The sequence below is a fragment of the Lichenibacterium minor genome (assembly GCF_004137685.1).
GTDB classification, from domain to species: Bacteria; Pseudomonadota; Alphaproteobacteria; order Rhizobiales; family Beijerinckiaceae; genus Lichenihabitans; species Lichenihabitans minor.
This window is the reverse complement of sequence record NZ_QYBB01000007.1, coordinates 68,407-86,620: the sequence shown is the minus strand read 5'-3', so window position 1 is coordinate 86,620 and position 18,214 is coordinate 68,407. Positions and strand designations below refer to the sequence as shown.

Sequence of the window (18,214 nt, the reverse complement as noted above, 5' to 3'; positions counted from 1 at the left end):
GGACTCTTTGCGGCATAAGCAAGTCCCGCACGCTTCGCGCCCGCGGGCCGGCCCGAAAAAGCCGGGCGGCCCCCGCGGGAGCCGGCGGCCTCACATCCCGTGCAGCACCGTGGCGGTGTTGCCTTGGCGGAGGTTGCGGTAACGGGACAGGGCCCAAAGCGGGAAGAACTTCGCGTAGCCGTTGTAGCGGAGGTAGAACACGCGCGGGAACCCCGTGCCGGTGTAGTGCGGCTCCGCCCAGAAGCCGTCCTCGCCCTGGTGCTTCTCGAGATACGCCACGCCGCGCTTGACCGCGGGATTGTCGACCTCGCCGGCGGCCATCAGGCCGATGACCGCCCAGGCGGTCTGCGACGCCGTGCTCTCGTTCGGCACGTATTCGACATAGTCGAGCGCGTAGCCGGCGTCCGCCTCGCCCCAGCCGCCGTCGGCGTTCTGGATCTTCAACAGCCAGTCCACGCCGCGGCGCACCGCGGTGTGCGTCGGCGCGACCCCGACGGCGTTGAAGGCGCACAGCACCGACCATGTGCCGTAGATGTAGTTCACGCCCCACCGCCCGAACCAGCTCCCTTCCGGATGCTGTTCCTTCAGGAGGTAGTCGATGCCGCGGCGCACGGCCTCGCTGGTGTCGGCCGTGTAGCCGAGCTGCCCCAGCATCGACAGGCACCGGGCCGACACGTCGGCGGTGGGCGGGTCCAGCAGCGCGCCGTGGTCGGCGAAGGGGATGTGGTTCAGGTAGTAGGACGTGTTGTCGACGTCGAAGGCGCCCCAGCCGCCGTTGGTCGACTGCATGCCCACCACCCATTCGACGGCCCGCTCGATCGCGACGTCGAAGCGGCGGGTGCCCGACTTGTTGCGCGTGCGGTCCATCGCCATCACCACGACCGCGGTGTCGTCGAGGTCCACGTAATGGTCGTTCTTGTACTGGAACGCCCAGCCGCCGGGCCTGAGGTCGGGGCGGCGCACCGCCCAATCGCCCTTGAAGTCGAGCACCTGCAGGGGCAGCAGCCAATCGAGCGCGCGCTCGGCGCCCTCGCTGTCGTCGCGCTCGGCTTCGAGCAGCGCGTGGGCGGCCAGCACCGTGTCCCAGATCGGCGACAGGCAGGGCTGGCAGAAGGCCTCGTCGCCGTTCTGGGCGACGAGCTTCTCCAGCGCCGCCCGCGCCACGATCATGTCGGGATGGTCCTCGGGATAGCCGAGGACGTGGAACATCATCAACGTGTAGGCGATGGACGGGTAGATGGCGCCGACGCCGTCGTCGCCGTTCAGCCGCTCGGTGAGGAAGTCGACCGCCTTGCCGATGGCGCTGTCGCGGCTCCGCTTCGGGAACATCGGCTCGACGACGCGCAGCGCCTTGTCGAGCCCCACGAAGAAGGCGCCCCAGAACCCCACCTGGTTGGCGGTCTTGGGCCAGCGCTTCACGGCGTGGGGCGGGACGTGGAACAGCTCGTCGATGCCAACGCGGCGCGGGTTGGCGGCGCGCGGCTTCTTGGCCATCAGCACCAGCAGCGGCACCACCGTGTCGCGCGCCCAGTAGCTGAAGCGCCAGATGTTGATCGGGAACCACAGCGGCGCATGCATCATCTCGACCGGCATCACCGGCACCGCGCTCCACGGCACGATGTCGAAGAAGGCCAGCATCATGCGGGTGAAGATGTTCATGTTCACGGCGCCGCCGTGGGCCAGGATCGCTTCGCGCGCCCGGACCATGTGGGGGGCGTCGACGGGATCGCCGGCGATCTTCAACGCGAAGTAGCTCTTCACGCTGGCCGACATGTTGAGCTCGCCCTTGGCCAGCATGGGCCAGCCGCCGTGGGGCTCCTGCAGGCGGCGCAGGTAGTTGGCGGTTCGCCGCTCCATGTCGGGGTCCGATTCCCCGAGGAAGTGCTTGACCATGATGTATTCGGCCGGGATCGCCGCATCGGCTTCGAGGTCGAACGCGTAATGGCCGTCGGCCCGCTGTTCGTCGAGGAGGGCCGACGCGGCCCGCGCGATGGCGGCATCGAGTCCCGTCATGGCGGACGGGGACGGCCGGGCGGCGGTGTCGGCGACATGGACGGCGAATGACATCAGGCGCGGGTTCTCAGCTTCTTTCCGGCGAAAGGGGTCGTGCAGCGCCGTATTCGGCTTGCTGCGCTGCGGGACGATGCGATCTAGAATGGCCGAAACATGGCTTTGTTTCACATTCGCCGCCCCGCGTCCCCGTACGGAGGCGGTTAAGGTGAACCTGTGGCCCCCGTGGAACACCCTTGTCGCGCCGCGGCGGAAAAAACCCGTTGCCAAGCGGGAGCGGACCTTTTAGGGAGGTGTTCAGCGGCGCCGCGGTGCCGCCCTTCGGTGTTCCACCAACGCGGACATCGTCGAATGCGCGGTCGTAGCTCAGCTGGATAGAGCACCAGACTACGAATCTGGGGGTCAGGAGTTCGAATCTCTTCGACCGCGCCATTCTCACCTTCCCCTATCGATGCGGATGCGCCGGCTGTCGCCGTGACCGCCATGTCGCAGGAGCATCCCCGCGATGCTTGATGCCGATCGGTCGGCCTCCACCCGCACCGTCCATCTCGCCGCCCCGGTCGCTGCCGCCACGGTCGCACTCGTCGGCGCCGCCACGATCGCGGCGGTGTGGGTCCTGCAGGCGCGCGGCTACAATCCCTGTGAGCTTTGCCTCAAGGAGCGCGTGCCGTTCTACGTCGGGGTGCCGCTCGCGGCCGGGCTGGCCCTCCTCGGGCCCCGGCTGCCCCGCAGCGCCGCGCGGGCCGGCTTCGCGGCCCTGGCGCTGGTGTTCGCCGTGGGGGTCGCGCTCGGCGCCTACCATGCGGGGGTGGAATGGAAGCTGTGGGCCGGCCCGACCGGATGTTCCGGTGCCGCCGCCGCCCCGGCCGCCGTCGCCGACTTCCTGAAGCAGCTCGACAGCGTCACGGTGGTGCGCTGCGACGAGGCGGCCCTGCAGGTCCTGGGCCTGTCGCTGGCCGCGTGGAACGCCCTGCTGTCGGCCGGCCTGGCCGGAACGGCGGCTTTGGGCTGGCGCAGCACCGGGCGCTGAACGGCCGGCCCCCGCCGTGCCGCGTCATCCGGTGCCGGGCACGAACGCGTCGAAGGCGGCCCAGAACTGCTGCCGGAACATGTCCCGCTCCATCAGGATCTCGTGGCGGCTGCCCGGCACCGCGACGACGCGGCTGGCCCGCAGGCGTGACACCAGCCGCTCGGTCGCGCGGGGCTCCACCACCCGGTCGGCCCCCGGCACCACGGCCAGCACGGGCGTCCGCATGCGCTCGGGGTAGTCGGCGGCGTGGAGCCGCGCCATGGCGCCGAAGGCGGCGTGGAGCCAGCCCAGCGTCGGCGCCCCCAGGACCAGGCGAGGTTCGACCCGCATGTGGTCGAGCGAAATGCGGTAGCGCGCCGGGTCCGAGGTCAGCAGGTTGCTTTCGAAGGCGCGGAACAGCAGCGATCGCCCGCGCCCGCCGGGCACGAAGCTCGTCGCGAGGCCGCCGTAGCGGCACAGCCGCGCCACGGCCCGCGCCGTCCCGGCGAAGGGCAGCCGCGCGATCTCGACCATCGGCGCCGACAGCACGAGGCGCCGGAACAGGTCCGGGTGGTCGGCCGCGGCGTTGAGCGCGATGGCGCCCCCCATGGAATGGGCCAGCCCGTACCACGGCCTCGGGCAGAACGGCTCCATCACCTGCTCGACCACGGCGAAAAGGTCGCCCTCGTAGTCCGAGAAGCGGTCGACGTGGCCTTTGTGGGCGTCGCCGAGCGGGCGCCGCGACAGGCCCTGCCCGCGCCAGTCGAAGACCACGACGGCGAAGCCGCGCGCCCGGAGTTCGGCCACGACGACGAGGTACTTCTCGATGAACTCGCTGCGTCCCGTGCAGATCAGCACCGTGCCGAGGGCAGGGCCGGCGCGGTCCGGCGCCGGCCAGCGCGCCGCCCGGATGTCGGCGTCGCCGCTCACCACCCGGCTCACGACGGCGCCGGGCGGGATGGGGTGGCCGGCATCCACGAGCCGGAAGGGCCGCTCGCCGCGGGGCGCGAAGCGCTCGCCGTCCGCGGCGGCGCGGCGCCCGAGGAAGGGCGCGAGCCATCCGCCCCGCCGTGGCCCCGCCGTGGACCCGCCGTCCGTCGCCGTCGACCCCATGCCGCCCCACCCCGCTCCATCGCTCCCCCGCCGCGGGAAGGCCCTCCATCCCGAGACAAGCCCCCGCGCGGCGCGGCGGTTCCTGCCGTCGGCGTCCCGCGCTCGGCCCGGCGAGGAACCTTGTCGGCCTCCAGGCGTAGGCGGTCCATGAACCTGCCATCCACCTCCGGCCGAGCCGTGGTCCTGATCGTCGAGGACGAGCCGCTCGTCCGGATGATGGTGATCGAACTCTTCGAAGACGAAGGTTTCGAGGTGCTGGAGGCCGCCAACGCCGACCAGGCGCTGGGGATCTTCGGCGAGCGGGACGATGTGGCGCTTCTGTTCACCGACGTGGAGATGCCGGGCTCGATCGACGGCTACGCGCTGGCGCGGTGGGTTTCCCTCAACCGCCCATCGGTCAAGACCATGATCGTGTCCGGCCGGGCCCTGCCCCGCGCCGGCGACGTGCCGGACGGCGCCGCCTTCGTGGGCAAGCCCTACGACCACGACGACATCATGCGCCGCGTGCAAACCATGATGGCGGGTTGAAGCCCTTGCCGGGTCGCCCCGGTCGGCGCTGCCCTGCCATTCCCCTCCTCCTCGCCGCGCAACCTCGCGTGACGGGGTGGTTCCACCCGGCCGCGCGCTGTTCTAGCTTTTCCGCCCGTCCGCCACTCGGGGCCGCACCATGACCCAGAAGACCGAACGGCGATCCACCGTGATGATCGTCGAAGACGACCTCGAGCTGTCGCGCATGGCGCGCGACATGGTCGAGGAATGCGGCCTCAACGCCTTCGAATGCGCGACCGGCCAGGCCGCCCACGACCACCTCGACGCCAATGCCGACGACGTGCTGGCCCTGTTCGCCGACATCACGCTGCGCGACTCGATCGACGGCATCGCGCTGGCGCTGACCACGGCCGAGCGCTACCCGTGGATCAGCATCTGCGTCACGTCCGGCCAATCGACGCTGCGTCCCGAGGTCCTGCCCCAGAAGGTGCGCTTCATCTCGAAGCCCTGGCGCGCTGCCGAGGTCCTGGCCTTCGTGGAAGGCTCCTGAGCGGACACGGGCCCACGCCCGTCCCGCTCAGCCGCCGGTCATCGCCACGGCCTGCCGGAACGCGGCGCGGAGGCTGGCGTGGTCGGCCCGGCCCGTTCCGGCGAGGTCGAAGGCGGTGCCGTGGTCGACGCTGGTGCGCACGAACGGCAGCCCCACCGTGATGTTCACGCCCTCGTCGATGCCGAGATACTTGATCGGAATCAGCCCCTGGTCGTGGTACTGCGCCACTACCACGTCGAACTCGCCCCGCCGCGCGCGCATGAACACCGTGTCGCCCGGCCAGGGGCCGGATGCGTCGATGCCTTCGGTCCGCGCCGCCGCCACCGCGGGCGCGATCACGTCGAGGTCTTCGCGGCCGAACATGCCGTTCTCGCCGGCATGCGGGTTCAGCCCCGCCACCGCCACCCGCGGCGCGGCGATGCCGAAGGCCCGGGTCGCCCCATGCGCGAGCCTGATCGCGCGCAGCTCGTTCTCCGGCGTCACGGCCCGCACGGCGTCGGCCAGCGACAGGTGGATCGACACGAGCAGCACGCGCAACTCGTCGTTGGCGAGCATCATGGCGAAGTCGGCCGTGCCGGTGCGGTCGGCCAGGATCTCGGTGTGGCCGGGGTATCCGATGCCGGCGGCCCGCAGGGCGTCCTTGTTGATCGGCCCCGTCACGATGGCGGAGATGCGCCCCGCCCCGGCATCGTCGATGGCGCGGACCACCGCCGCATAGGCGAGGGCGCCGGCCTCGGCCGACACCCGGCCGAGCGGCAGATCCGGCGACAGTTCGCCGACCGCGATCACCGGCACGGCGCCGGCCGGGGCCTCCGCCCCGGGCTTCGGGACGGGCGCGAAGGCGAGGTCCGCCCCGACGGTCGCGGCCCCCCGGCGCAGGGCTTCCAGCTCGCCGTAGACGACCGCGGGACGCCCGGCGCCCGTCGCCGCGCTTTCGGCCAGGAGCTTCGCGACGATCTCGGGGCCGATGCCCGCGGGATCGCCCATGGTGATGCCGATCGGCGCTTTCATCGCGGGCCCGCCTCCGTTATGCCCGGCGATCCGTACCAAAGCGTCGCGACGGGCACCATATGCCGGGGACGCCACGCGCGGGACAGAGCCTCGGACGACCTGCATGGACCAACCCTTCCCCGTCTTCGCTCCGCCCCCCGAAGCCGCCCCGATCGTGGACCGGCTGCGTGGCGACGGCTACGACTTCGTGGCCGGCCCGGCGATGGCCCGGCTGGTGGAGGCGGCCGGGGGGGCCGACTGGGACGGCTACGCGCGGTCCTGGGACGACCTCCGTCCGGACCGCTTCATGGCCGACGGCGGCACCTACCGGAAGCGGCGCTTCGCCTGCTTCTCGGTGTCGGCGCGCGGCTTGGCGCCGAAGCCGCAGCAGCCGCACTTCCAGGCGCGCGAACACAACCCGTTGAACGGCGGCGTGGCGCGGGTGTTCGAGCCCGTGCTGCCCGCCGTGGCCGCCCACCCGATGAACCGCGCCATCATGTCGGCCTGCCTGCACGTGTTCGCGGAGGCGACGCCGCCCGCGCGGCGGCCGGCGGCGTGGCACGCCGAGATGCACCAGTTTCGCATCGAAGCGCGGCCCGGCGAGAACGGCCAGCCGACCCCGGAAGGGCTGCACCGGGACGGCGTCGACTGGGTTCTGGTGATGATGGTGCGGCGGCAGAACGTGGCCGACGGCGTCAGCACCATCGCGGATGCGGCGCGCCGGCCCGTCGAAACCGCGACCCTCGCCGAGCCGCTCGACGCTTCGCTGGTCGACGACCACCGCGTCTTCCACGGGGTGAGCCCCATCACGGCGGTGGACCCGTCCCGCCCGGCCTTCCGCGACGTGCTGGTGGTGACGTTCCGGGCCGAAAGCGGGGATGCCTGAGATGGCCCGGCTCAGCGTCAACCTCAACAAGATCGCGCTGCTGCGCAACGCGCGCCGCACCGGCGTGCCGGACGTGCTGCGCTTCGGCCGCCTCGCCCGCGACGCGGGTGCCCAAGGCCTGACCGTCCACCCCCGGCCGGACGAGCGGCACATCCGCCGGTCGGACGTGCCGGCCCTGGCCGACCTCGTGGCGCCCTGGCGTCCGGGGTTCGAGTTCAACATCGAGGGCTATCCCGACGAGGCCTTCCTCCGGCTCGTCGCGGACGTGCGGCCGGACCAGTGCACGCTCGTGCCGGACGCGCCGGACACTTTCACCTCCGATGAGGGCTGGCGCCTCGACGGCGATCGGGCCGGCCTCGTGCGGGACGCCGTCGCGCGCCTGAAGGGGTGGGGATGCAGGGCCGTGGTCTTCATCGATCCCGATCCGGACGCGGCGGAGCGCGCCGCGGCGCTGGGCGCGGACGGCATCGAGATCTACACGGGCGGCTACGGGGCGGCCTTCGCGCGGGGCGACCACGGCGCCCTGCTGGAACGCTGCGCCGCGGCGGCCGGGCGGGCCGCCGCCCTGGGGCTCGTCGTCAACGTCGGCCACGACCTCAACCTCGACAACCTGCCGCCGCTGGTCGCCGCCCTGCCGGCGCTGCACGAGGCCTCGATCGGCCACGAGCTGACCGCCGACGCCCTGGAGATGGGCTGGACGGCGGCCGTGGCCGCTTACCGGAACGCGCTGGCCGGCACCTGAGCGGCCGCCCGGAGGCCGGGCGGCGGCGGACGCGTCACGCGGCGTCGAAATCCGCCGGCTCGAAGTCGCGATGCACGCCGCAGAACTCGCAGGTGACGCCGATGCGCCCGTCGGGGCCGACCATGTCGCGCCGCTCCTCGACGGTGAACGAGCGCAGCATGCCTTCGATGCGCTCGCGCGAGCAGCGGCAGGCCTCGTGCATCGCCTGCCCGTCGAACACCGTCACGCCCCGCTCGTGGAACAGGCGGAAAAGTAGGCGCTCGCTCGACAGCGTCGGGTCGACGAGTTCGTGGTCCTCGACGGTGGCGGCCAGCGCCTTGGCTTCCGACCAGCTGTCGTCCTCGGGGGCGTTGCGGACGAAGCCTTCCGGGGCATCGCCGGGGTCGAGGTCGAACTGGCGGCGCCGGTCCTCGGATTCGGGCAGGAACTGCGCCAGCAGCCCGCCGGCCCGCCACGCGACGCCGTCGCCCGTGACGCTCTGCGCGACGGCGAGGCGGACCAGGGTGGGGATCTGCTCCGATTGGGCGAAATACTGGTGCGCCGCCGCCTCGAGCCCCTGCCCTTCCAGGGGCACCACGCCCTGGTAGCGGGACATGTCGCCCCCCTGGTCGATGGTGAGCGCGAGGTGGCCCTGGCCGAGCAGCTCGGCCGAGTTGGGGTGCGCCCCGGCCGCGGCGAGGCGTTCGGCGTCGAAGCGCGCGAAGGCGCGCAGGCGGTCGGGCGCGTCGAAGTCCACCACCAGCATGTCGACGGCGCCGTCGGTCTTGGTCTGCAGCTGGAAGCGGCCCTGGATCTTCAGCGACGAGCCGAGGAGGGCCGTGAGGGCGGCCGCTTCGCCGACGAGGCGCGAAACGGGCTCGGGATAGCCGTGCTGCTTCAGCATGCGGTCGACCGCCGGGCCGAGGCGCACGACGCGGCCGCGGATGTCGAGCGGCGTGACCGCGAAGGGGAGGACGAGGTCGTCGTGGCCGAGGTCGGAGACGGGGCGTTCCGCGCTGGTGAGCATGGTGGGTCCAAGGTCGAAAAGGGCGCGGAAACGCGCGATCCTCCCTGAAATGGTCGCGCAGACCGCGCTTTTCCAGCGACGGGGCCGCTTTCCGGGGGCGCCCGGCCCGCGACGCGCCCCCGCGAAGGGGCCGGAGCCCTCCGGTCCCCGGGTTCAGTCCAGGGCGCCCAGGCACCAGGCCAGGATGCCCTTCTGGGCGTGCAGGCGGTTCTCGGCCTCGTCGAACACCACCGATTGCGGGCCGTCGATCACCTCGTCGGTGACCTCCTCGCCGCGGTGCGCCGGCAGGCAGTGCATGAACAGCGCCTTGGGATCGGCCTGGGCCATCAGCCGCGCGTCGACCTGGTAGGGCGCCAGGAGGTTGTGGCGGTTGACGTTCTCGTCGTCCCCCATCGACACCCAGCAGTCCGACACCACGACGTCGGCGCCGCGCGCCGCCTCCATGGGGTCGCGCGTCACGGTGATCTCCGCGCCGTTGGCCTTCGCCCAGGCCAGCAAGGCGGGCTTGGGCGCCAGTTCCGGCGGGCTCGCCACCCGCAGGGCGAAGCCGAAGCGCTGCGCCGCGTGGGCCCAGCTCACCATCACGTTGTTGCTGTCGCCGCTCCAGGCCACGACGCGCCCCCCGATCGGGCCGCGGTGTTCCTCGAAGGTCATCACGTCCGCCATCACCTGGCAGGGGTGGGACGCCTTGGTGAGCCCGTTGATCACCGGCACGCTGGCGTGGTGTGCCAGCTCCTCGACCAGCGACTGCTCCAGCGTGCGGATCACGATGGCGTCGACGTAGCGCGACAGCACGCGGGCCGTGTCGGCGATGGTTTCGCCGCGGCCGAGCTGCATCTCGGCGCCCGTCAGCATCAGCGTTTCGCCGCCGAGCTCGCGCATGCCGACGTCGAAGGACACGCGGGTGCGGGTCGAGGGCTGGTCGAAGATCATCGCCAGCGTGCGCCCGGCGAGGGGCCGCGGTTGCGCCGCCTTGCCTTCGGCCGCGCGGCGGCGCTTCAGCGCGATGGACCCGTCGACGATGCCGCGCAGCTCGGCGGCCGGCACCGCGTCGAGGTCGAGGAAGTGCCGCGGCGGCTCATGCCGCGACGGGGCGCCGTTCGGCGTCATGCGGCACCCTTGAGCACGGCGGAGGTGTTGTGGCCGGCGTCGGCGCCCGCCGATGCAGGGCCGGGCCTGCGGTGGGCCTCGATGTCGGTGCAGGCGGCGTCGAGGCGGCGCATGGCTTCGGCGACCTCGGCCTCGGAGATGACCAACGGGGGCAGCAGGCGCACGACGTTGTCGCCGGCGGCGATCACCAGGACGTGGCGCTCGCGCGCCGCCGCCACGAGGTCGCCGTTCGGCACGGCGCAGCGCAGGCCCAGCATCAGCCCGTCGCCGCGGATCTCCGCGATGACCGACGGGTGGCGGTCCTGCAGCTCGGCCAGGCGCTGTTTGAAGGCGAGCCCCATCGACCGCACGTGCTCGAGGAAGCCGGGCTCCATCACGACGTCCATCACGGCGTTGCCGACCGCCATGGCGAGCGGGTTGCCCCCGAAGGTGGTGCCGTGGCTGCCCACCGCCATGCCCTTCGCGGCTTCGCGCGTGGCGAGGCAGGCCCCCATGGGGAAGCCGCCGCCGATGCCCTTGGCGATCGACATGATGTCGGGCGACACGCCGGCCTTTTCGCCGGCGAACAGGGTGCCGGTGCGCCCCACGCCCGTCTGGATCTCGTCGAAGATGAGCAGCAGGCCGTGGGCGTCGCAGAAGGCGCGCAGCGCGCGCAGCCGCTCGGTGGGGACGGTGCGGATGCCGCCCTCGCCCTGGATCGGCTCAACCATCACGGCGCCGGTTTCGGGCCCGACGGCGGCCTCGAAGGCCGCCCAATCGTCGAACGGCACCTGGTCGAAGCCCTCGACCTTGGGGCCGAAGCCGTCGATGTACTTCTGCTGGCCGCCCGCCGCGATAGTGGCGAGGGTGCGCCCGTGGAACGCCCCTTCGAACGTGACGATGCGGAACTTCTCGGGATGACCGCAGGACGACTGGTACTTGCGCGCCATCTTGATGGCGGCCTCGTTGGCTTCGGCGCCGGAATTGGTGAAGAACACCACCTCGGCGAAGGTCGCCTCGCAGAGCCGGTCCGCCAAGCGCTCGCCGCCGGGGATCCGGTACAGATTCGAGGTATGCCACAGCTTCGCGCCCTGGTCCTGCAGCGCCGCCGTGAGGTGCGGGTGCGAGTAGCCCAGGGACGCGACCGCGATGCCGCCGCCGAGGTCGAGGTAGCGGTTCCCGTCCGTCGTGGTCAGCCAAACGCCGTCGCCGCGCTCGAACTCGAGCGGCGCGCGGGCGTAGGTGGGCAGGATATGGGACGGAGCGGGATGCGTCATGGTGTTGGATCCCTCGTCTTCCGCGGGCGCGCGGCGGCCGGGGAGGAACGGGAACCGGGGGCGGCGGACCCGTCCCCTCCGGATCGGTCGCACGACCGCGGTCGGACATCGTTCAAGGCCTTCCGCGCGGATGCCGAAGGATTCCTGAATCCCTAAAGCCATGCCCAGCCGAGGTCAAATGCGGCATGGACGGCCGCGATCGCGGCGGAATCATGCTTTTCACGCAACAGTTGCCTGGGGAAAAGCCTTGCGCGGGGCGCACGTCTCTTGCGCCTGATTCGCGCGCTCGTGTAGCTTCCCACCGTTCGCAAAGGGCAGATTAGGGCGACATCGGCAAAGTTTCGGAAGAGCCCGGCAAGCATTTCATTTCTGGCGCCCACCACGCGGCTCCGGCTTGATCTATTGATTCATCCGTTTCGAGAGGGAGAGGCCATGTCCTGGACTGATGAGCGCGTCGAGCGCCTGAGCACCCTGTGGCTCGAAGGGCGTAGCGCCAGCCAGATCGCGGCCGAACTCGGTGAAGGCGTGTCGCGCAACGCGGTGATCGGCAAGGTCCACCGCCTCGGCCTGTCGGGCCGCGCCGTGCCGCCCGCCGACGCCGCCGCGCCGCGCATCCGCGACCTGTCGCCCCCCGAACCCGTGTCGACCCTCCCCTCGGCCGCCGAGCCCGCCGCCGTGGAACCCGTGCCGCACGTGCCCGAGGTCGCCCCGGTCGCGGCGCCGCCCCGCGCCGTCCCCGAAGCGGCGGCGGTCGCGGCCCACCGGGTCGACGACGTGGCGTCCATCCTCGACGCCGCCAGGGAGCCCATCACGATCGACCTGCCGGCCCTGCGCGCCGTCAAGGACGCCGCGATCCCGATCAGCGACCGCGTCACCATCCTGGAGCTCAACGGCTCGATGTGCCGTTGGCCCATCGGCGACCCCACCAGCGCCGAGTTCCGCTTCTGCGGCTGCCGCGCCGTCGGCACCCTGCCCTATTGCCAGGAGCACGCCCGCGTCGCCTTCCAGCCGGTCGTCGACCGGCGCCGCACGGAGCGCATGATCCGCATCATGTGAGGTGCGGCGGGGTGCATCGCTCGGCTCCGGCCCCGGCGCGAAGCCCCCGATGCGCTTGACGCCCCCGGCCGCCCTCCCTATAGACCGCGGCTCAATCACACGCGCCGCAGGCGATCGGGGGATGGCGTTCGGCCGCGCTTCGACGGGACCCGCGACAGCTCCAAAGGATAGATCATGGCACGCCGCTGCGAACTGACCGGCAAGGCCGTTCAGGTTGGCCACCTCGTCAGCCACTCGAACATCAAGACCAAGACCCGCTTCCTGCCGAACCTCGTCGCCGTGAGCCTGATCTCGGACGCCCTGGGCCGCACCGTGCGCCTTCGCATCGCCGCCGCCTCGCTGCGCTCGGTCGAGCATCGCGGCGGCCTCGACGCCTTCCTGATGAAGGCCAAGGACGTGGAGCTGTCTGCCAAGACCCGCGCCTTGAAGCGCGAGATCGGCAAGAAGCTGGCCGCCGCCGCCGTCGCCGAGACCCCCGCGGCCGCCTGATCCGGCGTCGCCACCGCGTCGTTTCCCGATCCCGCCGCCGCCTTCGGGGCCGCGGCGGGATTTTTCGTTCGGGCGGATGTCACGCCATCGCCGACATCCGCAGGCTCCCCGCCGCGGCCCCTTGACGGACCCGAGGTGGACCGCCGCTTCGGCGGCGACGCGACAGGCTCGAGGCGCCCCGCCGGCATGCTGAACACCCCGCGAAACGGCGACCCGGCCGCGCCGCATCGTCCGGCCGACGGCCGCGGCGGAACCTACCGGCCGGACATCGACGGGCTGCGGGCCGTCGCGGTCTCGATCGTGGTGCTGTTCCACTACGGCTTCGCGGCGCTGCCCGGCGGCTTCGTCGGCGTCGACGTCTTCTTCGTCATCTCGGGCTACCTCATCACCGCCATCACGCGGGGCGAGATCGACCGAGGCCGCTTTTCCCTCGCGGCCTTCTACGAACGGCGGGTCCGCCGCATCGTGCCGGCCTTGGCCGCCGTGCTGTTCGCGACCGGGGCCGCGAGCCTCTTCGTGTTCCTGCCGGAAGACCTCAGGCTGCTCGCCAAGAGCACCGAGGCTTCCGCGCTGTTCGGCTCGAACGTCCTGTTCTCGCGCCTCGCCGCCGATTATTTCGACGCCGACAACCTCACCCTCCAGCCGCTGCTGCACACTTGGTCCCTGGGCGTGGAAGGCCAGTTCTACCTGCTGTTCCCGCTGGTGCTGATGCCGCTGGCGCGCCACCCCCGCCTCGCGTCGGCGGCCCTCGCCACGCTCGCGGCCCTGTCCTTCGCGCTCGGCGCCTGGGGGGCGGACCACACGCCGGTGTCGGCCTTCTACCTCCTGCCCGGCCGCGCCTGGGAGCTGCTGGCCGGCGCGCTGCTGGCATGCGGGCCCGGCCGGATCGCGGGGGGGCGGGGCGGCGACGCCGCGGTGGTGGCCGGGCTGGCCGCCATCGCGCTCGCGGCGACCGCCTACACGGCCGCCACGCCCTTTCCCGGCCCCGCCGCGCTGCTGCCCTGCCTCGGCGCCCTGCTGGTGATCGGCGGAGGGGGGGCCGGGGGGTGGGCGGCGGGGCTGCTCGGCTCCCGGCCGCTCGCGTGGCTCGGCCGCATCTCCTATTCGCTCTACCTGTGGCACTGGCCCGTGATCGTGCTGGCCCGCTACGGCGGCGGCCCGAGCCTGCCGCTCGCGACGCGCCTCGCCCTGCTCGCCGCCACGGTGGCGCTCGCCGGCCTGTCCCATGCCGCGATCGAGCGGCCCTTCATCGCCCGGTCCGCCCTGCCGGGACGGCGCGGCCTGCTGGTCGGCGCCGGAGCCGCCACGGCGGCGGCGCTCCTGCTCGGGCAGGTGCTCGACCTCACCGGCCGGGGCGTGCTGGCGCTGGGCCACCTGCCGGCCGCCGTGGCGACGCTGGCCGACGGCCACTTCGACCGGCTGGAAGGCGAATGCCCCGTTCCGGCCCCGGACGCCGCGCCCCTCCCCTATCCCTGCCGCTTCGGCGCGGCCGGCGCCGAGCCCAGCGTGGCGTTGTGGGGCAACAGCTACGCCCGCATGTGGGTGCCGGCGCTGGCGGCGGACGCGGAAGCGCGCGGGGCGGCCGGGGTGTCGCTGATCTTCTCGAAATGCCCGCCGCTGCTCGGGCTCGCCGTGCCGTCCCTGCCCGGCTGCGCGCCCTTCGACAGCGCGGCGGTCGCCTATGTGGCGGCGCATCCGGCGATCCGCAGCGTGGTGCTGGGCGCCGATTGGTTCGTCTATGGGGACGGGCTCGGACGCCTCGACGCCACGCTCGACGCGCTCGACGCCGCGGGCGTGCGCGCCTTCGTGCTGCTGGCGCCGCCCCAGGCCGACTACCCGGTGCCCCGCACCCTGGCCCTGGCGGCGCTGCACGGCACCGCGCCGCCCCCGCCCCCCCGCGAAGACGAGGCGCGGCGGCGCCAGGACGCGTCGACGGGCCCGATCCGGGCCGCCGTGGCCCGCCACGGCGCGAGCGTGATCGATCCCGCGTCGCGCCTCTGCGACGGCGTGGTCTGCCCGGTGGTGCGCGACGGGCATCCCCTGTTCTACGACGCTGGCCACATCACGGTCTTCGCGGCCCGCGGCATCCACGGCCTGTTCGACCCCGTCTTCGCGCCCTGATCCCAGCGGTCGAAGCCCTGGCCGCCGGCCCGCGCGAACGCGCGCCGCCGCAGCGACGCATTCTCGATCTTCGCGCGAGCCGACGGTTCCCTGCGACGGTTCGGGACGCTTCCAGCATGTCGCCCGGAATGCGGAGGAGTCCGCTAACCCCGCGTTGACCCTGCCGACGGGTCGCCCACCGCCGGTAACCCGTGGCAGAGGCCGCGGGCGCATCGTCCTCCCACAGGCATCCCGCGTCCGGGATGCGGGGTGGCGCCATGTCGGCTCTCGCGCGGTTCACGTCCTTCGATGCCCGGCGCGGGTCGGCGCACCCCGGCACGGGCCGGCCGGCGGCGCTCCGGCGCGGCCGTCGGCCCGTCTTCCGCTTCTGCCTAGTAGCGCTCGCCGCCACGGGCGCGGCGGCCGGCGCCCTCGCGTCGGCGGCGGCGCTCCTGGCGGCCCGCCCCGCTTCCGCCGACGCGCCGATGTCCGGCCCCGCCGGGGCGCAGTGGAGCGAGATCCGGCGCCCGCTCGCCCTCTTCGACCTCGCCGGCACGGAATTCTCGAAGCTGCCCAGCGTCCACGAGGCGCGCCGCCGCCAGCCCGACGGCGCCCGGGAGGACGTGATGACCTTCGGCCGGCTCGGGGATGCCAAGCCCTACCTCCAGGTTTCGCTGCTGCGGTCCGGCCCGGACGGTACGGGCGGAGACGCCGGCGACGGGTTGGCCGACGGGCTGGCGCGGCTCGCCGCCGCTCGCGGCCTCACGGCGACCCGCCTGCATCCCGCGGCGGGGATGGACACGCGGCTCGGCCGCTTCGAGGCCGCCGACCTCCTGCTGTGGGGCGCCGCCGGCCCGGCGCCCTGCCTGGGGTTCCGGGGAGGCGGGTCGGTCCTGCGGGTGTCGGGCTTCGCCTGCGGGGCGCCGGGGCACCCGATGGGCCGTTCCGCGTTGGCCTGCGCGGTCGACCGCATCGACCTCGTGTCGGCCGGCGACGATGCGGCCCTGCGCGCCGTGTTCGTGGCCGCGGAACGGCGGGACGGCGTAACCTGCCTCGGCGGGCCGTCGCCGGCGGCGTCCCTGGGAGGCAAGGCCTGGGGAGGGAAGGCCCGCGGCCCGGGTTGGCTCGACCCGGACGGCGAGCTGCCGCCGCTGCGGGGCCTCTTCGTCGCCACGAACCGTCAACGCTGAACCGGGAAGCCCGCCGGTAGGGGAAACTTAATCGCTATGGCACAGTTGTGTTGCCAAGACGTAGCGAGGCAGGGGCCACCATGGCGAATCGGTTTTCCACACTCCTGACGGCCGCCGCCGCCCTGACCCTGCTGACCGCCGGCGCCGCCGAGGCCCAGGCCACCCGCAAGGCCCCCGCCCCCAGGGCGCAGGTCGCCAAGGCCCACCATCCCGTCCTCATCGCCGAGATCTCGGACGCCACGGTGCGCAAGCCGCTCGTCATCCAGAAGCGCTCGTTCCTCGACCCCGGCACCGCTTCGACGCCGGCCCTGGGCCAGCCTGAGTATTTCGCGTCGCAGACCAGCGATCACATCCCGGTCTACGCCACATACAACACCGCGTTCTTCGGGCAGTCGGAGCTCCCGCACCGCCGGTTCGACCTGCCGAACAACCCGGAAATGTTCCCCAACCGGAACATCGACTTCTCGCCGTTGTGGCGCGGGCTGGACTGAGCAGCCCTTCCCCTTCAATCATCTTGAAAGCCGGCCCCGGATCGAACCGAGGCCGGCTTTTTCGTGCCGGTGTCAGGAGGCCGACGCGCTCAGCGCCGCCACCACGGCGTCTCCCATCTGCGACGTCGAGATCGCGGTCTCCCCCGGGCGGGCGAGATCGGCGGTGCGATGGCCAGCGTCCAGCGCCGACGAGATGGCGCGCTCCAGCCTGTCGGCCTCGGCGGCCATGTCGAGCGAGTAGCGCAGCGCCATGGCGAGCGAGCCGATCATGGCGAGCGGGTTGGCGACGCCGCGGCCCGCGATGTCGGGGGCCGAGCCGTGAACGGGCTCGTAGAGGGCGCGGCGCCGGCCGGACACGGGGTCCGCTTCCCCCAGCGACGCCGAAGGCAGCATGCCGAGCGAGCCGGTCAGCATGGCGGCGACGTCGGACAGCATGTCGCCGAACAGGTTGTCGGTGACGATCACGTCGAAGCGCTTCGGCGCCTGGACGAGCTTCATGCCGAGCGCGTCGGCGAGCTCGTGCTTCAGCTCCACGTCCGAATAGTCGCGCGCGTGCAGTGCCGTCACGGTCTGGTGCCACAGCACGCCGGATTTCATGACGTTGCGCTTCTCGGACGAGGTCACGCGGCCGGTGCGCAGCCGCGCCAGTTCGAAGGCCACGCGGGCGATGCGCTCGATCTCGTAGGTGTCGTAGACCTGGGTGTCGATGCCGCGCTTCTGCCCGTTGCCGAGGTCGACGATCTCCTTGGGCTCCCCGAAGTACACGCCGCCCGTCAGCTCGCGCACGATGAGGATGTCGAGCCCCTCGACCAGCTCGCGCTTCAGCGAGGATGCGTCGGCCAGCGCGGCGTGGCAGATGGCGGGCCGCAGGTTGGCGAAGAGGCCGAGGTCCTTGCGAAGGCGCAGCAGGCCCGCCTCGGGGCGGATCTCGTAGGGCACGCCATCCCACTTCGGACCGCCGACGGCGCCGAGCAGCACGGCGTCGGCCGCGGCGGCGCGGGCCACATCGGCGTCGCTGACCGGCACGCCGTGGGCGTCGATCGCGCAGCCGCCGACGAGGCCGCGCTCGACCTCGAAGCGGGCCGAACCGTCGGCGGCGAGCCGGTCCAGGACCTTCTCGACCTCGGCCGACACTTCGGGGCCGATGCCGTCGCCGGGCAGCAGAAGGAGCTTGTGGGTCGGCATGGGGTTCCTCGCGGCGGGTGTGCGTCGCGGGTGGACTAGCCGGGGGGGCGCCGTCGAGGCAAGGGCCTTCGCGCCACGCGGATGCCGGTCGCCCGGCAGGCGAACCGTGACGCTGCGGCCGGGTGGCCCGGCGATGCGGAAGGCCGCCGCGATCGAGCGCCGCGCGGGCTGGCGATCCGCGGCCCGCTGCCCGTTCGGCCGGGTCGCGCGTCAGTGGTGGACGGGGGGCGGGTAGGCCGGGGCTTCGACCCAGCCGCCGCGCAGCGACAGGGTGACCTCGTAGCGGACCCGCCCCTCGTGGCAGCGCACCACCGCGGTGTAGTCGTGGCTGTCGCCGTCCGGCAGCCCGTGGCGCGCCATGTCGGGAAGAAGCGCGATGGCCTGCTCGCGCGCCTCGTAGAGACTGTCCAGCTCCAGCCCGAACTCATCGCGGGCGAGCACCTCGTTGTCGTAAAGGTCGATGTAGTAGAGCGGCATGGGGCCCCTCGCGGGAAGCATGCATTCAACACGCGGGGAGCGGAATAGTTCGTCGAGCGGTTCGG

General features: G+C 72.6%; 18 protein-coding genes and 1 tRNA gene. 11 read left to right on the top strand and 8 right to left on the bottom strand.

Annotated elements, in window-relative coordinates; translation table 11 throughout:
* Positions 1–90: 90 nt before the first annotated feature.
* Positions 91–2,067 (bottom strand): squalene--hopene cyclase, encoded by a 1,977-nt coding sequence (gene shc, locus D3273_RS08460; RefSeq protein WP_129225428.1) that lies wholly within the window; start codon positions 2,065–2,067, stop codon positions 91–93.
* A gap of 298 nt (positions 2,068–2,365) precedes the next feature.
* Between shc and D3273_RS08455 the strand changes: the two genes are divergently transcribed.
* Together D3273_RS08455 and D3273_RS08450 are read left to right on the top strand one after the other, a co-directional pair.
* A tRNA-Arg gene (locus D3273_RS08455) sits at positions 2,366–2,442 on the top strand.
* Positions 2,443–2,515: 73 nt separating this feature from the next.
* Positions 2,516–3,040, top strand: coding sequence for a disulfide bond formation protein B (locus D3273_RS08450; RefSeq protein ID WP_129225426.1), 525 nt, complete (start codon positions 2,516–2,518; stop codon positions 3,038–3,040).
* A gap of 24 nt (positions 3,041–3,064) precedes the next feature.
* Here D3273_RS08450 and D3273_RS08445 read toward each other — a convergent pair whose 3' ends face one another.
* Positions 3,065–4,132 carry an alpha/beta fold hydrolase gene (locus tag D3273_RS08445; RefSeq protein ID WP_129225425.1) on the bottom strand — a complete coding sequence of 356 codons (1,068 nt, stop codon included), beginning with the start codon at positions 4,130–4,132 and terminating at the stop codon, positions 3,065–3,067.
* Between the two features lie 147 nt (positions 4,133–4,279).
* Between D3273_RS08445 and D3273_RS08440 the strand changes: the two genes are divergently transcribed.
* A complete protein-coding gene (locus D3273_RS08440) occupies positions 4,280–4,660 on the top strand; it encodes a response regulator (RefSeq protein ID WP_129225423.1) in 381 nt (126 codons plus the stop codon).
* 139 nt (positions 4,661–4,799) lie between these two features.
* A complete protein-coding gene (locus D3273_RS08435; RefSeq protein WP_129225421.1) occupies positions 4,800–5,171 on the top strand; it encodes a response regulator in 372 nt (123 codons plus the stop codon).
* 27 nt (positions 5,172–5,198) lie between these two features.
* Here the strand turns inward: D3273_RS08435 and pdxA are convergent, their stop codons facing one another.
* Positions 5,199–6,182 (bottom strand): 4-hydroxythreonine-4-phosphate dehydrogenase PdxA, encoded by a 984-nt coding sequence (gene pdxA / locus D3273_RS08430; RefSeq protein WP_129225419.1) that lies wholly within the window; start codon positions 6,180–6,182, stop codon positions 5,199–5,201.
* 103 nt (positions 6,183–6,285) lie between these two features.
* Between pdxA and D3273_RS08425 the strand changes: the two genes are divergently transcribed.
* Complete coding sequence (locus tag D3273_RS08425; protein ID WP_129225417.1) at positions 6,286–7,047, top strand: 2OG-Fe dioxygenase family protein; 762 nt, start codon at positions 6,286–6,288, stop codon at positions 7,045–7,047.
* Between the two features lies 1 nt (position 7,048).
* On the top strand, positions 7,049–7,789 hold the full coding sequence (locus D3273_RS08420; protein ID WP_428977762.1) for a pyridoxine 5'-phosphate synthase: 741 nt from the start codon (positions 7,049–7,051) through the stop codon (positions 7,787–7,789).
* Between the two features lie 34 nt (positions 7,790–7,823).
* Here D3273_RS08420 and D3273_RS08415 read toward each other — a convergent pair whose 3' ends face one another.
* From D3273_RS08415 to D3273_RS08405, 3 genes are all read right to left on the bottom strand, one after another.
* A complete protein-coding gene (locus D3273_RS08415; RefSeq protein ID WP_129225413.1) occupies positions 7,824–8,795 on the bottom strand; it encodes an Hsp33 family molecular chaperone in 972 nt (323 codons plus the stop codon).
* 153 nt (positions 8,796–8,948) lie between these two features.
* Positions 8,949–9,905 (bottom strand): ornithine carbamoyltransferase, encoded by a 957-nt coding sequence (gene argF, locus D3273_RS08410; RefSeq protein ID WP_129225411.1) that lies wholly within the window; start codon positions 9,903–9,905, stop codon positions 8,949–8,951.
* Positions 9,902–11,161, bottom strand: a complete 1,260-nt coding sequence (locus D3273_RS08405; RefSeq protein WP_129225409.1) for an aspartate aminotransferase family protein — start codon at positions 11,159–11,161, stop codon at positions 9,902–9,904. The genes argF and D3273_RS08405 overlap by 4 nt, the downstream gene beginning before the upstream one ends.
* Before the next feature lie 432 nt (positions 11,162–11,593).
* On the opposite strand from D3273_RS08405, the gene D3273_RS08400 reads away from it, so the two are divergent.
* The 5 genes from D3273_RS08400 (at position 11,594) to D3273_RS08380 (ending at position 16,487) form a co-directional block, all read left to right on the top strand.
* Positions 11,594–12,217, top strand: a complete 624-nt coding sequence (locus D3273_RS08400) for a GcrA family cell cycle regulator (protein WP_129225407.1) — start codon at positions 11,594–11,596, stop codon at positions 12,215–12,217.
* A 174-nt stretch (positions 12,218–12,391) separates the two neighbouring features.
* Complete coding sequence (gene rpmB / locus D3273_RS08395; RefSeq protein WP_129225405.1) at positions 12,392–12,706, top strand: 50S ribosomal protein L28; 315 nt, start codon at positions 12,392–12,394, stop codon at positions 12,704–12,706.
* A 186-nt stretch (positions 12,707–12,892) separates the two neighbouring features.
* The gene (locus tag D3273_RS08390; protein WP_129225403.1) at positions 12,893–14,827 is read left to right on the top strand and encodes an acyltransferase family protein; all 1,935 of its coding nucleotides are present in this window, start codon (positions 12,893–12,895) and stop codon (positions 14,825–14,827) included.
* A gap of 257 nt (positions 14,828–15,084) precedes the next feature.
* Complete coding sequence (locus D3273_RS08385; RefSeq protein ID WP_129225402.1) at positions 15,085–15,996, top strand: hypothetical protein; 912 nt, start codon at positions 15,085–15,087, stop codon at positions 15,994–15,996.
* 80 nt (positions 15,997–16,076) lie between these two features.
* Complete coding sequence (locus D3273_RS08380; protein WP_129225400.1) at positions 16,077–16,487, top strand: hypothetical protein; 411 nt, start codon at positions 16,077–16,079, stop codon at positions 16,485–16,487.
* A 72-nt stretch (positions 16,488–16,559) separates the two neighbouring features.
* On the opposite strand, the gene leuB is transcribed toward D3273_RS08380, so the two are convergent.
* Both leuB and D3273_RS08370 read right to left on the bottom strand, forming a co-directional pair.
* On the bottom strand, positions 16,560–17,672 hold the full coding sequence (gene leuB, locus D3273_RS08375; RefSeq protein WP_129225398.1) for a 3-isopropylmalate dehydrogenase: 1,113 nt from the start codon (positions 17,670–17,672) through the stop codon (positions 16,560–16,562).
* A gap of 210 nt (positions 17,673–17,882) precedes the next feature.
* Positions 17,883–18,149 (bottom strand): DUF6894 family protein, encoded by a 267-nt coding sequence (locus D3273_RS08370; RefSeq protein WP_129225396.1) that lies wholly within the window; start codon positions 18,147–18,149, stop codon positions 17,883–17,885.
* Positions 18,150–18,214: the final 65 nt, after the last annotated feature.

Coding starts and splice junctions, on each gene's coding strand:
- rpmB (WP_129225405.1), top strand. CDS start 12,392: ATGGCACGCCGCTGCGAACTGACCGGCAAGGCCGTTCAGGTTGGCCAC.
- D3273_RS08445 (WP_129225425.1), bottom strand. CDS start 4,132: ATGGGGTCGACGGCGACGGACGGCGGGTCCACGGCGGGGCCACGGCGG.
- D3273_RS08420 (WP_428977762.1), top strand. CDS start 7,049: ATGGCCCGGCTCAGCGTCAACCTCAACAAGATCGCGCTGCTGCGCAAC.
- D3273_RS08450 (WP_129225426.1), top strand. CDS start 2,516: ATGCTTGATGCCGATCGGTCGGCCTCCACCCGCACCGTCCATCTCGCC.
- D3273_RS08425 (WP_129225417.1), top strand. CDS start 6,286: ATGGACCAACCCTTCCCCGTCTTCGCTCCGCCCCCCGAAGCCGCCCCG.
- argF (WP_129225411.1), bottom strand. CDS start 9,905: ATGACGCCGAACGGCGCCCCGTCGCGGCATGAGCCGCCGCGGCACTTC.
- D3273_RS08400 (WP_129225407.1), top strand. CDS start 11,594: ATGTCCTGGACTGATGAGCGCGTCGAGCGCCTGAGCACCCTGTGGCTC.
- shc (WP_129225428.1), bottom strand. CDS start 2,067: ATGTCATTCGCCGTCCATGTCGCCGACACCGCCGCCCGGCCGTCCCCG.
- D3273_RS08415 (WP_129225413.1), bottom strand. CDS start 8,795: ATGCTCACCAGCGCGGAACGCCCCGTCTCCGACCTCGGCCACGACGAC.
- D3273_RS08405 (WP_129225409.1), bottom strand. CDS start 11,161: ATGACGCATCCCGCTCCGTCCCATATCCTGCCCACCTACGCCCGCGCG.
- D3273_RS08390 (WP_129225403.1), top strand. CDS start 12,893: ATGCTGAACACCCCGCGAAACGGCGACCCGGCCGCGCCGCATCGTCCG.
- D3273_RS08370 (WP_129225396.1), bottom strand. CDS start 18,149: ATGCCGCTCTACTACATCGACCTTTACGACAACGAGGTGCTCGCCCGC.
- D3273_RS08440 (WP_129225423.1), top strand. CDS start 4,280: ATGAACCTGCCATCCACCTCCGGCCGAGCCGTGGTCCTGATCGTCGAG.
- leuB (WP_129225398.1), bottom strand. CDS start 17,672: ATGCCGACCCACAAGCTCCTTCTGCTGCCCGGCGACGGCATCGGCCCC.
- D3273_RS08435 (WP_129225421.1), top strand. CDS start 4,800: ATGACCCAGAAGACCGAACGGCGATCCACCGTGATGATCGTCGAAGAC.
- D3273_RS08385 (WP_129225402.1), top strand. CDS start 15,085: ATGTCGGCTCTCGCGCGGTTCACGTCCTTCGATGCCCGGCGCGGGTCG.
- pdxA (WP_129225419.1), bottom strand. CDS start 6,182: ATGAAAGCGCCGATCGGCATCACCATGGGCGATCCCGCGGGCATCGGC.
- D3273_RS08380 (WP_129225400.1), top strand. CDS start 16,077: ATGGCGAATCGGTTTTCCACACTCCTGACGGCCGCCGCCGCCCTGACC.